The organism is Blastopirellula marina (genome assembly GCF_002967715.1).
In the GTDB taxonomy this organism is placed as follows: domain Bacteria; phylum Planctomycetota; class Planctomycetia; order Pirellulales; family Pirellulaceae; genus Bremerella; species Bremerella marina_B.
This window is the reverse complement of sequence record NZ_PUIA01000038.1, coordinates 96,391-109,416: the sequence shown is the minus strand read 5'-3', so window position 1 is coordinate 109,416 and position 13,026 is coordinate 96,391. Positions and strand designations below refer to the sequence as shown.

The 13,026-nt window shown below is 57.2% G+C and carries 11 protein-coding genes; 6 read left to right on the top strand and 5 right to left on the bottom strand.

The window, feature by feature from the left end; genetic code table 11:
* Positions 1 to 62: 62 nt before the first annotated feature.
* Complete coding sequence (locus C5Y96_RS14280; protein WP_105354535.1) at positions 63 to 1,877, top strand: serine/threonine-protein kinase; 1,815 nt, start codon at positions 63 to 65, stop codon at positions 1,875 to 1,877.
* A gap of 133 nt (positions 1,878 to 2,010) precedes the next feature.
* Entirely contained in the window at positions 2,011 to 4,053 is a 2,043-nt protein-coding gene (locus tag C5Y96_RS14275; RefSeq protein ID WP_105354532.1) for a right-handed parallel beta-helix repeat-containing protein, read from the top strand.
* Positions 4,054 to 4,117: 64 nt separating this feature from the next.
* Here the strand turns inward: C5Y96_RS14275 and C5Y96_RS14270 are convergent, their stop codons facing one another.
* The 3 genes from C5Y96_RS14270 to C5Y96_RS14260 form a co-directional block, all read right to left on the bottom strand.
* The gene (locus C5Y96_RS14270) at positions 4,118 to 4,666 is read right to left on the bottom strand and encodes a carboxymuconolactone decarboxylase family protein (RefSeq protein ID WP_105354529.1); all 549 of its coding nucleotides are present in this window, start codon (positions 4,664 to 4,666) and stop codon (positions 4,118 to 4,120) included.
* Between the two features lie 122 nt (positions 4,667 to 4,788).
* Complete coding sequence (locus C5Y96_RS14265) at positions 4,789 to 5,685, bottom strand: DUF4261 domain-containing protein (protein WP_105354527.1); 897 nt, start codon at positions 5,683 to 5,685, stop codon at positions 4,789 to 4,791.
* A 176-nt stretch (positions 5,686 to 5,861) separates the two neighbouring features.
* Positions 5,862 to 6,365: a DUF1579 family protein gene (locus tag C5Y96_RS14260; protein WP_105354524.1), complete on the bottom strand. Its 504-nt coding sequence runs from the start codon at positions 6,363 to 6,365 to the stop codon at positions 5,862 to 5,864.
* A gap of 352 nt (positions 6,366 to 6,717) precedes the next feature.
* Between C5Y96_RS14260 and C5Y96_RS14255 the strand changes: the two genes are divergently transcribed.
* From C5Y96_RS14255 to rdgB, 4 genes are all read left to right on the top strand, one after another.
* A complete protein-coding gene (locus tag C5Y96_RS14255) occupies positions 6,718 to 7,158 on the top strand; it encodes a hypothetical protein (protein WP_105354521.1) in 441 nt (146 codons plus the stop codon).
* 426 nt (positions 7,159 to 7,584) lie between these two features.
* Positions 7,585 to 8,103, top strand: a complete 519-nt coding sequence (locus tag C5Y96_RS14250; RefSeq protein WP_146115662.1) for a hypothetical protein — start codon at positions 7,585 to 7,587, stop codon at positions 8,101 to 8,103.
* A gap of 110 nt (positions 8,104 to 8,213) precedes the next feature.
* Positions 8,214 to 10,748: a DUF3656 domain-containing protein gene (locus tag C5Y96_RS14245; RefSeq protein WP_105354516.1), complete on the top strand. Its 2,535-nt coding sequence runs from the start codon at positions 8,214 to 8,216 to the stop codon at positions 10,746 to 10,748.
* A gap of 9 nt (positions 10,749 to 10,757) precedes the next feature.
* Positions 10,758 to 11,372, top strand: a complete 615-nt coding sequence (rdgB, locus tag C5Y96_RS14240; RefSeq protein WP_105354513.1) for an RdgB/HAM1 family non-canonical purine NTP pyrophosphatase — start codon at positions 10,758 to 10,760, stop codon at positions 11,370 to 11,372.
* Between the two features lie 12 nt (positions 11,373 to 11,384).
* Here rdgB and C5Y96_RS14235 read toward each other — a convergent pair whose 3' ends face one another.
* Together C5Y96_RS14235 and C5Y96_RS14230 are read right to left on the bottom strand one after the other, a co-directional pair.
* On the bottom strand, positions 11,385 to 12,083 hold the full coding sequence (locus C5Y96_RS14235; protein ID WP_105354511.1) for a hypothetical protein: 699 nt from the start codon (positions 12,081 to 12,083) through the stop codon (positions 11,385 to 11,387).
* A gap of 5 nt (positions 12,084 to 12,088) precedes the next feature.
* A complete protein-coding gene (locus C5Y96_RS14230) occupies positions 12,089 to 12,838 on the bottom strand; it encodes a hypothetical protein (RefSeq protein ID WP_105354509.1) in 750 nt (249 codons plus the stop codon).
* Positions 12,839 to 13,026: the final 188 nt, after the last annotated feature.

Below are 13,026 nucleotides of genomic sequence, written 5' to 3'. Positions count from 1 at the left end.
ACACACGTCCCCTGGCACTTCCTTTTCTCAGCTAAACTTCTCGAACCGCGAGCAGCACTGTTATGGACCAGAAAAAGATGGGCCCCTATCGCCTGGAAGCCACGATTGGCAGTGGTGGCATGGGGACAGTTTATCGTGGTATCGACGAACGAACCGGCGACAAGGCCGCGATCAAAGTCCTGCCCAGCCATCTTTCCCATAACGAAGGCTTGCGTGAACGGTTTCAACGCGAGATCGAAACGCTGTTACAGTTGAAACATCCCAACATCGTTCGCCTGTTTGGTTTTGGTGAAGAAGATGGCGAGTTGTTCTATGCGATGGAACTGGTCGATGGCCGTAGCCTGGCCGAGGTGATCGTCAAAACGCCCATCAAAAGCTGGCGAACCGTCGTCCGGTATGCCTTGGCCATCGCGTCTGGCCTGCGTCAGGCCCACGACATGGGGATCGTCCATCGCGACATCAAGCCGGCCAACGTGTTGATTACCCGCGACGACAAAGTGAAGATCCTCGACTTCGGGATCGCCCGTCTCTTCGGTGCCACTGGCGTTACGATGGCCGGCGGTATCGTCGGTACCGCCGACTACATGGCCCCCGAACAGGCCTTTGGCGAAGGGGTCACTCCCAAGGCCGATCTCTACAGCCTGGGAGCACTCATGTATGCGATGCTCGCGCGACAGCCACCTTTTCGCGGCAACTCGGTGACCGAGATCCTCGACAAGCTTCGCTACAACGAACCGATTCCGATCGATCGCCTGGTCGAGGCGCTGCCAAATGACTTGAGTCAATTGATCACGCAGCTACTGGACAAGAATCCGGAGAACCGAGTCCCGACGGCACGGGCCCTTTGCCGTCGACTGGAAGCCTTGCTGGAACTTCCCGAAGAGACCGACTTTGACTTGCACCTGGCCGACCATTCGACCAAAGCGCCATCCGCTCCCGGGGACGAGTACGAATTGAAAGAAGCCGAGGAGGAGGCTCCCACGCTCGATCCGCAAGCACGAAAGCTTGCCGAGGCCCCCACGATGCAGCTTTCTGAGGAAGAAAGCGGGCGAGACCGCAAGTCGCCGAGCCACGACGGAGCCACTGAGGCCCCCGCAACGATCGTGACGCAGCGAGGCAAAAAGGATGCCCCTCAAACCCGCTTCACCACCGTTGCCGAGCAGCGCCAGCGAACGTCCGAGGAAGAATCGCGTCGCGAAAAGAGCAGTGCGTGGATTAACTACCTTCAGATCGGCGGCCTGTTGATCGCACTGGGCGTGGTCGTGACCGTGATGTTCATTGCCCCGCAAAAACCCGACGCGGATCAGGTTTATCGCTCGATCGAATTGAGCGCAAACGACGGGAACCTGGCCGAAGTCACCGAACAGATGGACGACTTCCTGGAACGCTTTCCGGAAGATCCCCGCTCGGAATATGTCGCCCAACTCAAAGAAGAATTAAATCTTCGCCGACAAGAGAATCGTTATCGCCTGGCCGCCTCGATGGGGAGAATCAACCAGGGCATGCACCCGGTTGAACAGATCTACCTGGATGCGATGAAAACGAACGAGTACGACCCTGTCGCCGCGCGCGACAAATTGCATGCATTGATCATGACCTACGGCCCATCCGATGCCCAGCAAGGGGATGTTGCCCGCTGCCTGGTTCTGGCAGAACGACGTTTCAAGCAACTCAATACGGCCATTGCCAGCCAGAGCAAGCAGCAAACGATTTCCATTCGCGAGCGACTCGACTATGCCCAGCGAATTTCTTCGGACGATCCTGTCCAAGCCGAGCGCATTTATCGAGGTGTGATCCAACTGCTTCAAGACAAGCCGTGGGGCTCTAACATGCTCGACGAGGCCAAACTGCGACTCGAACAGGTAACCTCCCGATAGGAACTCTCATATCCAGACCTTACCCCTAGTCGTGCTGCCCGGGGTTTGGTCTTTCGGCGATGTTGTTCTATCATAGGGAATATCCCTCCAACTTCCCGCCTTGACGATTCCTGCCCAACTACGGACTGGTCCCATGAAGCTGCATCGCTTTGCGCCGCTCTGGCTGCTCCTGTTTCTTGTTGTGCCTGCCACAGCCGCCGATTGGTATATCGCCCCTGGCGGCAGCGATGAAGCTGCCGGCACCCAGACCGCTCCATTCGCGACACTTGCCAGGGCTCGCGATGCCATTCGCAATCATGCTCAGGATGAAGCCCACACCGTTTGGGTTGCCGATGGGACGTATCTCCTGGCATCTCCCTTTGAGCTGACGCCGGAAGATAGCGGCACGCAAGAGCGCCCCATCCTCTACCGAGCGATGGAAGGGGCCACCCCGATCTTCTCCGGAGGAAGCGTCGTTTCTGGCTGGAAGCAGGAGGGCAAGTTCTGGCTGGCCACTCTCCCCACCGAGCTTCGCACACCTCTTCCCGAACAACTGATCGCCGGCGAGCAGCCAACCACGCTGGCCCGCGAACCAGACGAGGGGCTGTACACCCTGACCAGCGTAACGGAAGACGCTCCTGCGAAAGGACCCACCAAGCAAACGCTTCATCTAACGGGCCAAGATTACGCGGCCACACTTGCCAATATCATGCCCGAAGAACTGCCTCAGGTTCAGCTGTTGGCCTTTCACAAATGGGACAACACGCGGCGGCATCTCGATCAGCTTCAGTCAGAGCAGCACGCGATGGTGACCTTCGGGCGAAAGATGAAGGGGTGGAATCCCCTCGACGAGAAAACCCAGATCCGCCTCGAAAACTTCGCCGCGGCCCTCGATACACCTGGCGAGTGGCATGCGGGCACCGACGGTGTCATTCGCTACTTCCCACGAGCAGGAGAAGATCCATCGCAAATGCAGATGATTGTGCCGCGGCTTGAGAAGCTGCTGATCGTGCGCGGTAAACCTGACGCGGATCAGTTAGTTCAGCACGTTGAACTGCGCGGTCTGCGTTTCTTGCACGCACGCTGGACGACGCCTAAAGGTGGCTTCGAGCCCAGCCAGGCCGCTTCTCCCATTGAGGCCGCCGTTTTGCTCGATGGTGCCCGGCATGTCACCATCGCCGACTGCGAGATCGGCCACGTCGGCATCTACGGCATCTGGTTTCGCCAGGGATGCCAGCACTGCACGCTCACGCGAACCTGGGTTCACGATTGTGGTGCCGGCGGCGTACGAATCGGCGAAACTAGCATGCGCCGCGATCCAAAACAACAGACCGATCACATCACCATCGATAACAATATCCTCAATCGCGGCGGACGAATTTTCCCGTGTGCCGTCGGTCTGTGGATTGGCCATAGTCCTGATAATCGCGTTACCCATAACGAGATCGCCGACTACTTCTACACCGGCATCTCGGTCGGCTGGCGGTGGGGCTACGACGAAAGCTTCGCAAAGCGAAACACCATTGCCAAGAACCATGTCCATCATCTGGGCTACGGCGTGCTGAGCGATATGGGAGGCATCTACACGCTTGGTCCTTCGGAAGGTACGGTCGTCCGTGGCAACATCTTCCACGACATTCATGCCTACAGCTATGGCGGCTGGGGGATGTACACCGACGAAGGGAGCAGCGGAATCCTCTTCGAGGACAACCTCGTCTACCGTACCAAGACCGGCGGGTTTCATCAGCACTACGGCCAAGACAACATCGTTCGCAACAACATCCTGGCATTCGCTCAGCTCTATCAATTGCAAGCAACACGCGTCGAACCACATCGGTCGTTCGTCCTTGAGCGGAACATCGTCTATTACGATCAAGGGGAACTACTGCACGGCCAGTGGAGCAAGATCAAGCACGACAGTTCCAACAACTGTTACTTCGATGCCTCTGGCAGGCCGGTCACCTTTGAAGGCAAATCGCTCAAAGAGTGGCAATCGCTGGGGCACGAAACCGGGTCGATCATTGCGGACCCCAATTTTGCCGATGCCGAGAAGTTCAACTTCACCCTTGCGGCAGACTCACCTGCGACCAAGCTTGGTTTTCGCGCATTCAGAACAGACGACGTCGGCGTCTATGGCCAGAAGCAGTGGATCGACAAAGCAAACAGCTTTCAGTATCTGCCTGTTCGACCGGAATAGAAGGAAACCAACAGGGCCAGCGGTGCACTGCACTGGCCGCATTGTTTCCGCAGAAGAGGCGATCTTAAACCGCTTCAGCGAATAGTTCGACTTCCGGGAAATCGACTTCCGTCCCGGCAACGTGGTTGAAGAAATTGGTGAAGAAGTTCAAGGCCACCAGGCCAACCACTTCGGTAATTTCTTCATCACTAAGTCCCGCTGCTTTCGCGGCGTTGAACTGATCGTCGCTGATGAAGCCCTTGGTCTGGGCAATCGCGTCGGTCAGATCGAGTACCGCTTGTTCCTTCGCGTCGGCAGCTTCTCCTTGGCGGACCTTCACGGTCTCTTCTTCGGTATAACCAACCATCTTGCCGATGGCCGTGTGAGCCGAGACACAGTACTGGCATTGGTTCTTTTCACCAACTCGCATCGCCACAGCTTCGCGGGCCTTGGCCGAAAGCTGCGAATGCCCCATCGCTCCGGAAAAGCCGAGGTAGGCTTCCAACACCGACGGCGAGTTCGCCATCGTCGCGATGATATTGATGTGCTTGCCGAGCTTCTTCTTTGCAGCGTCTAGAAGCTCGCGCTGCTTACCTTCGGCTTGTTCCAATGAAATCGGTTGCAGTCGAGGCATGACGGGTTTCTCCTTGTGTGTAGTTGTCAGTACTTCAGCGTAACTGACCCCTTCGATACCGACTCGATACGAAGAGTTACACGCGAAAAACCCGATTCTTGAGAATTCGCCCCAGGCGTAATCTACTTCACGTAAACGCCTGCGGTGATGGCATATCGCAGGCCGGCACAGTAAGGAATGCCTGGATCAATGTCGATTACCTTACGTGGCGGACCGAGCAGTGCTTCCTCGAAACGACACTTCCACACTTGAGAAGAAGTGATACCAGGGAAGGCCTGGCCGTCCTGCAGCTTGGGACCATTTTCGAAGACTTCCAAGGCCTTCTCGTAGACGATCTGCTGAATCTCGCGCCAATCCAATCCACGGAAGTGACATTGAAAGTCAGGCCACCCCAAGACCCCCAGTCCCAAGCTATCGACGATCATGTCACGCGATTCATCATCGCGGCGTTCGCCATAGCCGATCACCCGCGAGACGCGCACGTTGAACGCGCCGGGTGCCTTCCACGGTTTGGCCGGTACATCGTCCAGTCCCGAGAGGAACTTCTGGGGATCGAGAAACTGCTCGGTAGCTTCCCAGTAGATCGCATCACAAGGAACGGCTTCAATCACACTGGCCACCAGAAACTGCATCATCTGTAGCCGTTCGATCGGACGCATGTTCGACGCGGTCTGATCGATGACTACCAGTTGATGCTCGCAGTCACCTACAGTTTCTTCGGCATCGTCCCACAACCACGACTGCTCCAGGGCCGGCAGGAAAGGGGTCAGGTCGCCGGGGTATTCAATCTCTTCGGCTCGAATACTCCACGTCGCCCCAACCGACTTGCCACCGATATTGGTGACATGCTTGGGGTGACGAAAGTCCAGACGATCGGAATCTCGCTTCCCATCGCGCGGTGCAAAGCCTTCCGCTCGCGTTTGCATCTTGTCCAGGATCGCCCCTTTAGGAACGTTTGGTTTCGCTTTGTAGAACAATCGGACACGGTAGTCGCGCGAATCAGCGTTGTCTTCGAGCACGAATTCTCCTTGTGCTTCTTTCCAGCCATGAGGTGCATCTATAAGCCTGGGTGCACTTAAGTATACTTCGCCGAGGCCCCCAATACTTACTGCTTCACGTACTTTATTTGGCAGATCTTGGTTTCTGTTTCGTCTCTTATGTACGATCCCGTGTAGGTAAAACCGTTCTCCGAGGGCTAGGCTACCATAATAAACAGGATGGGGCCGTACAGCGATTGCTGGGTTCCTATCTCTTTCAAGATGCCCGTTTTGTCGTCAAGCTGCCCCTCGAAAGGCATCGAAAATGGTGTCTTCTTATCAATCCATAGACCGACAAACTTCTGCTTTTCGCCGTCGTACCCCAGAACACTAAATGATTCGATCGTTCGATCTTTGGACAATCGCTGATAGGACTGTGTCACCCAATGCCCCTGTTGAATCGACTTGAACTCCGCCGTCCCTTCGACAACCGAGACTTCCTTCCCATCCTTATCCAATTCGACGTGGGCTGTCTTACAAGTGCCAACCAAGGCATTCATATACGGATGCGGTTTAGCCGAAGCACCAAGCTTTTGTTGGGCCTCTTCCAGGGCCGCAGACTCCAAACTGTCGAATTCCGCTTGCGATGCTTCCTGAGCGACCGCAACCGACACGAGCCCCGCCAAGAAAACGATCCCCATCAACCTGCTAGCAAGTCGCATGAAACAAACTCCCTGATAGGCCCCCCAAGTGAACGTATCGCTGACCACACTGCAGCCTATTTTAGTGCCGCAAGGCCCCCCTATTCACGCTCTTTCTCCAATCTATTTCTCAGCTGCAATGCATATGGCAATGTAGATTCCTTTATGTATTTTGCCCCGCTTCATTCACTAGCTGCACCGTAGGCATTCGACCATTTCTTTTTTGCACATTCCGCGAAAAGAATTGATTGACGACTCACAGAATCCCGCATAAAACGACAATTGAACGGACACAACCGGATTGCAGGATTCGCAAATTTTTGAACGAAGGGGTGCCAGCTTATCATTTCCTCTCACCGCTAAGGAGGATGCCATGCCCGACCTGCAACGATTGACGGATGCCGCAGTAACGAAACTTCTCACCGAGCACGCATTGCTGCACGATCTTCTGGAAGAAGCCGATCGAATTACTGCCGAAGGGGATTCACCCGAGCCCCTGGTTTTGGGACTTTCCGAACTACGCGACATGATGCATGACCAGTTCGCCGATGAAGAACGCGGCGGCTATCTCCAAGAGACCATCTGCATTGCTCCGCGGTACTCGTCGGAATGCGAGCAACTGCGACTGGAACATCGCTTGTTGTTAAGTGACATCGACGCGATGCTCGACGATTTGCACCATAGCCCCACGGAGACCCTGGCCACATTCCATGTCCGATTCCGTGACTTCACGACCCGCTTTTTGAACCACGAGCACCACGAAAACGCGGTCGTTCAAAAGGCGCTCGAAGAAGACATCGGCGTCGGCGACTAGCCCGCCGCCAACAACACCCCGCCCCAATTGCTCATCATGGCCACCGAGGTCTCCGCGGTAGGCCTTTTTTGTTGGATGACCAATCGTGCCAGGATGACACGCAAACCGCATCCAGACTACAAACCAAGCGACGGCAGGTCCTTGTTTCGTTGTCCCATCGCTTGACTGCCGCCGCTACTGATGCCCACAACGGTGGAAAGCCAAGCATTGCCCGGAGTCGCGAAGTCGGGCATTGTGACAATGGGCAATCACACCTCGCGACCAACCAGACCGCGGGACATACAGGTTGACTATGAAGGCATCAGACGAACACAGCAGGGCCCTGACCACCGCGATCAATGACTTGTACGCGACGTTTGCGAACTATCAGATTCCCAGTCTCAGCCATCTCGCTGCTTCGACTTCGGCCCAAGTAACGTCGAACTAGTGGACATCCGCGATTACCCGCTTCGTGACATCCCCAAACGAACTCTCCGAGGCATGGAGTTCTTCGCGTATGGCTGGGAGTCTTGGGGCAGCGAAAGCGAGGTAAAGCACTTCTTGCCTCGCCTGCTTGAGATAGTCTCAGAGGATATCGACCTGTCCGACCCTGGCCTGGCAGGACTATTTAAGTACAAACTCTGCGGCGTACTCCGCTCAAGGCGGAACGCCCCGCCACAAGGGGTCTCGTGGCCAAAGAAGGAGCGTGAAACGCTCGCAGTCTGGGCTGAAGCTGTTCTCGTGTTTCACCTTCACGTCTCAGAGGACGTTCTCGGCCTTGTGGAAGCGGTGCTGGAGATGGGAATGCTTCCTAGTGAGATCGTCAGCATCTGGTCAGGTGTTGATGCGGAGTTGCTTAGGTCTCAGGTAGACCCTTGCTGGACGCCCACCTATGCCGATGACCCAGACGTTCGATCGCTGGCATTGGATGTCTCTGACTGGATGGGTATGGTCGATGAAGGATGATTTGACAAAAACCACGTCATTTCGTCCCTATCCGTCGCGGGCACGTCCCAGTAAAATCAACCGATTCCCCTTGATATTTTGTTTTCCACTGGGCACCAGCGCGAATTTTGATGAACGATCCTCAGGCATCGACCGTTACTCGGCCGGAACTTCTGGCCCCTGCTGGCGACTGGGACTGTGCGCGTGCGGCCATCGCCAATGGTGCCGACGCGATCTATTTTGGTCTCGAAACGGGCTTCAATGCCCGCGCCCGAGCCAAGAACTTCTCGCTCGACGACCTGCCACGCTTGATGGAAATGCTGCACTGGCATGGGGTTCGTGGTTATACGACTGTCAACACGCTGACCTTCAGCGACGAACTGGCCACTATCGAGCCCATCATCCGCCGCATCGCCGAGGCCGGCACCGATGCCGTACTGGTGCAAGACCTGGGCCTGGTCGGGCTCATCCGCCGTACCGCCCCCGAGTTGCCGATCCACGCCTCGACGCAAATGACCCTGACTAGCGCCGAGTGCATTGCCGAGATCGAAGAAACCGGCATCGAACGCGTCGTGCTCGCCCGCGAGCTTTCGGTAAACGAGATCTCCAAGATCCACGACAAAACGACCATGCCGCTGGAAGCGTTCGTGCATGGGGCCCTGTGCGTCGCCTATAGTGGGCAGTGCCTGACCAGCGAATCGCTTGGCGGCCGCAGCGCCAACCGGGGCCAGTGTGCCCAGGCCTGTCGCTTGCCGTACGAATTAGTTTGCGACGGAGCCGATATCGACCTGGGTGCTCAGAAGTATCTCTTGAGCCCGCAAGACCTGGCCGCGTTTGCGTTGGTGCCGGAACTGCTGGCCGCCGGGGTCGTTTCGTTCAAGATCGAAGGGCGCCTGAAAACGCCTGAGTACGTGGCCAACATTACGCGTCATTACCGCCAGGCGATCGACGCCGCTTTGGCTGGTAAGCCGGTGACCTTCACCCCGCGGCAAGTTGAAGAGATGGAACTCTCCTTCTCGCGTGGCTTCTCTCCTGGCTGGCTGCATGGCTGCGATCACAAGATGCTCGTCCCGGCGACCAGCAGTTCCAAGCGAGGTGTCCTGGTGGCCGAGGTCGTGGCAGTCGATGATCGCCGCAAGCGGGTCAAGCTCGAACTGCACGGGCGTTTGAAGGCTGGCGATGGCATCGTCTTCGAAGGAGATCGTGCCGCCGGGAAAGAGCAGGGGGGACGCGTCTTCACCGTTAGCCAACGCGGACGCCGCGTCACCGGAGAAGCGACCAGCGGCGAGGTCGAAATCGACTTCCCTCGTGGCTCGGTCGACTTTCAATATATCACTCCAGGCCTGAAGGTCTGGAAGAGTGACGACCCGGCCCTCACGCGAGAACTTCGCAAGACCTACAGCGGAGAGCTTCACGGCCGCGACATCCCGCTGACGATCAACGCCACCGCGCGAGTCGGGCAGCCGCTCCGCGTATTCGTCTCTAGCGAGTCGTTGGGGCAAATCGAACTGGAAACGGAAGCCCCACTCGAGGAAGCACGTAAGCACGCTTTGAGTGAATCCGTCCTCCAAGAACAGTTCTCGCGTCTCGGGGGCAGTGGCTATAGCCTCGAGTCCCTCTCTGCCAAGATCGCCGGAACGCCGATGGTTCCGCTGAGCGTACTGGGCAAGCTTCGCAAGGAAATGATCACCCAGCTCGACGAAGCCCGTCAGCAAATGGCCCGTTTCCGGCGAACGATCCAGCATGACCTGGTGCTCTCGCAAATGCAGAGCGAAGTCGAAACAGCGACCACCGAACCAGGCGAACCGAAGCTGATCGTGCTGACCCGCTCGATGCATCAGCTAGAAGCTGCGATCAGCCAAGGGGTCGAGACCGTCTACGCCGACTTCCAGGACATTCGCCAATACAAAGAAGCCGTTCCTTTGGCTCACGATGCCGGGGCGAAGATCTTTCTGGTCACGCCACGCATTCAGAAGCCAGGCGAGATGGGAATCTTCAAGGCGCTCTCCAAGCACGGGGCTGATGGCTACGTGGTGCGTAACCTGTCCGGGCTGAAGTACTTCACCGAACTCGGTGCTACCTGCATCGCGGACTTCTCGTTCAACGCGGCCAACGAGCTGACAGTCGATTGGCTTCGCAAGCATGGGGCGACGCGGGTTACGCCGTCGTATGACCTCAACCGTGACCAACTGCTGGTGATGGCCCAGCACTGTGCGACGCAGCACCTGGAACTGGTCATTCACCAGCACATGCCGATGTTCCACATGGAACACTGCGTCTTCTGCAGCGTCCTTTCGCCTGGCACGAACAAGACCAACTGCGGCCGTCCGTGCGACGAGCACGACGTCAAGCTGCGCGATCGCGTCGGGGCCGAGCACCCGCTGGTCGCCGACGTCGGATGCCGCAACACGCTGTTCAACAAAACACCTCAAAGTGGTGCCGAGATCGTTCAGCCGATGCTGGAGTTGGGCGTCCGCAACTTCCGCATCGAACTGCTTCGTGATGATCCGCCGGGCGAGATTGCCCGGATCATTTCGCTTTACCGCGATTTGCTCCGCGGAAACATTGGCGGTGAAGAAGTCTGGCAGCAATTGAAAGCGTTGAACCGAGTCGGCGTGACGCGTGGCACGCTGGAACACGATCGCGACCCGTTGGCCATTATCTAGTCGAGTACCATGCCTAGCCGCTTGAGTGGGTGCCACGAACTGATCGTCGCCACATCGAACCCCTTCAAGGTTCGCGAGCTGACCAATCTGCTTCAACCTCTTGGGCTGCCCGTTTATCCCCTTCCGCAAGATGCGTTGCTCCAGCCGGTCGTGGAAGATGGGGACACGTTGCTGGAAAATGCCCGCAAGAAGGCCAGCGGTTACGCGTTTCAGTTGCGGCGGTGGGTGATCGCCGACGACACCGGCCTGGAAGTTGACGCACTGGGTGGTGCCCCCGGCGTGCGATCGGCCCGGTATGCTGGCGACGACGCAACCATGGCAATGAACCTAGCCTTGCTGATCGAACACATGCAAGGCATACCCGACTATCAGCGAACGGCCCGCTTCGTCTGCCATCTGTGTGTCGCGGCTCCTGATGGCAGTGTCGTCCTGGAAAGGGGAGGGGAGTGCCGCGGCCAGATCGGGCACGAGCCAATCGGCGAGTATGGCTTCGGCTACGACTCGGTCTTTCTCGTGGAAGACGGCCACCAAACGCTGGCCGAACTGGATGAACAGCGAACGGCCGAAGTGGGGCATCGCGGCCGCGCGGTGCGAGCCCTCATTGAAGCCTGGCCGAATGCTTAGGTGCACCGCACCCTATCTCGCACTAACCACCAACTGCCGCAACGCGTGGATGACATATCGCCGACGCTCTTCCGAAAACATCTCGCCGAAATTGATATCGCTGCTGTCGCGAAAGAGGGTGATTCGCGTCGACTGATTCTTGCCACTTCCAACCGTCTCGTCGATTCGCCGAATTTCCGACCAGCGAAAGCGCCGGGTCCAGCCGATCGGCCCCACACCCATGAAGACACTGCCAGCATCGTGGTCCATCTCGCTAGACTTGATCACGATCCGGCCAAACACGCTCATGAGGGCCATCGAACCGAATAGCAGCGTACCCAAGACGAATGGAATTCCAAACAGGGATCGGATCGGATCGAACTTCCCCTCGGCGATTTGCGATCCATAGATTCCACCGAGACTAAATCCCGACCAAACGCAGATAAAGGGAACCATGATGAAAGCGATCCCGTTGCGAGTCGTTGATGAAATCCGCCATCCCATGCCGTTGTTCTCGTAGGAAACACCCCGAGGCGGCTTGTTGATATCGAACGAATCGCTTGCTTCGCTCAGCCAGCCGGCGTTCTCATAAACCTGCGGCTCTGGCTGCGGGTCGAGCAGACGCGAGATCTTGAACGCCTCGTTGCACTCGTGGCAGATCGCCAGGTCGTTGTCGACGTTCATCTGCCGAGTCGACAGATAGATATCACAGTTAGGGCATTTCAGCTTCAAGGGTCTTATCCAACCGGCATCGCCAGTTCTTCGTTCTCAGGTTCGTGCTCCGCTTCCGGCGGCTGCGACGTGAGCAGTACGACATACTCAGGAAATTGTGTGGTAAACTCGTCGATCGCCACGATCGCTTCGCGACACGACTCGGACCGGGCCAGCAGCACGGCCGCCGCGAAGGTCAGCACCACTGCCCCCACCGCGGCCAGCCAGATGTACCAGACCAGGAAGAAGAAAGCGAACAACACGCCTACCACCCCCAATAAAGCCGCTTTGCTTAACAGTTGTTGCCAGTGCAACACCCGGTAACGGCTTGTCCCCATCCGTTGCATCAGCCAGGTACGGCTGAACGCCGGAGGGATATTCGTGCGATAGACGTTTCCTTGGTAAACACCATCAGGAATCTCAAGATTCCCGCACATCCGCGGAAATTCTTTCAGCAGCGAGTCGTCCTCGCGGAACATGTACTCGAGCCCACCAAAGTAGGTATCTCCCTTCACGAAGACGTCTGGGTAGTGCTCTTCCTCTTCCAGAAAGCTACGCAGATCGGCTGGGGGTTCTTCGTCCACGTAAACGGTCACCGCGAAGTCCCCTTCGCCGTCGCACATGAACCAGATGACCTTCCCCTCTTCGCGCATCGTTTCCGCGAACGAGTACGGATCGTTCTCGAGCATCGTGTCCGCTTCTTCTGGCAGATTACCCGGCCAAAACATCACCATGTTTCCGCCGTCGGTTCCGCCATTTCCGGTATAGTGCGCCATCAGATGCTATCACTGCTGTCAAGTCGAGTCTCAGAATGCATTTGTCATACTTTATCACAACCGGCAAGGCTAGGGAGAACCATCCAATGGCAGCCTCGTGGGCCAGCCCCCACCACTTGGGTTCGTCTTGTCTCGTTTGGCCAATTTGGTTAAGAACGCGATCCGATCTGTGCGCTAACCCGCCAGGT

What these genes read in the sequence shown, in the direction of transcription:
- C5Y96_RS14260 (WP_105354524.1), bottom strand. Translation starts at nt 6,365, where the DNA reads ATGCGACTTGCTAGCAGGTTGATGGGGATCGTTTTCTTGGCGGGGCTC.
- rdgB (WP_105354513.1), top strand. Translation starts at nt 10,758, where the DNA reads ATGCCTAGCCGCTTGAGTGGGTGCCACGAACTGATCGTCGCCACATCG.
- C5Y96_RS14245 (WP_105354516.1), top strand. Translation starts at nt 8,214, where the DNA reads ATGAACGATCCTCAGGCATCGACCGTTACTCGGCCGGAACTTCTGGCC.
- C5Y96_RS14280 (WP_105354535.1), top strand. Translation starts at nt 63, where the DNA reads ATGGACCAGAAAAAGATGGGCCCCTATCGCCTGGAAGCCACGATTGGC.
- C5Y96_RS14275 (WP_105354532.1), top strand. Translation starts at nt 2,011, where the DNA reads ATGAAGCTGCATCGCTTTGCGCCGCTCTGGCTGCTCCTGTTTCTTGTT.
- C5Y96_RS14230 (WP_105354509.1), bottom strand. Translation starts at nt 12,838, where the DNA reads ATGGCGCACTATACCGGAAATGGCGGAACCGACGGCGGAAACATGGTG.
- C5Y96_RS14255 (WP_105354521.1), top strand. Translation starts at nt 6,718, where the DNA reads ATGCCCGACCTGCAACGATTGACGGATGCCGCAGTAACGAAACTTCTC.
- C5Y96_RS14270 (WP_105354529.1), bottom strand. Translation starts at nt 4,666, where the DNA reads ATGCCTCGACTGCAACCGATTTCATTGGAACAAGCCGAAGGTAAGCAG.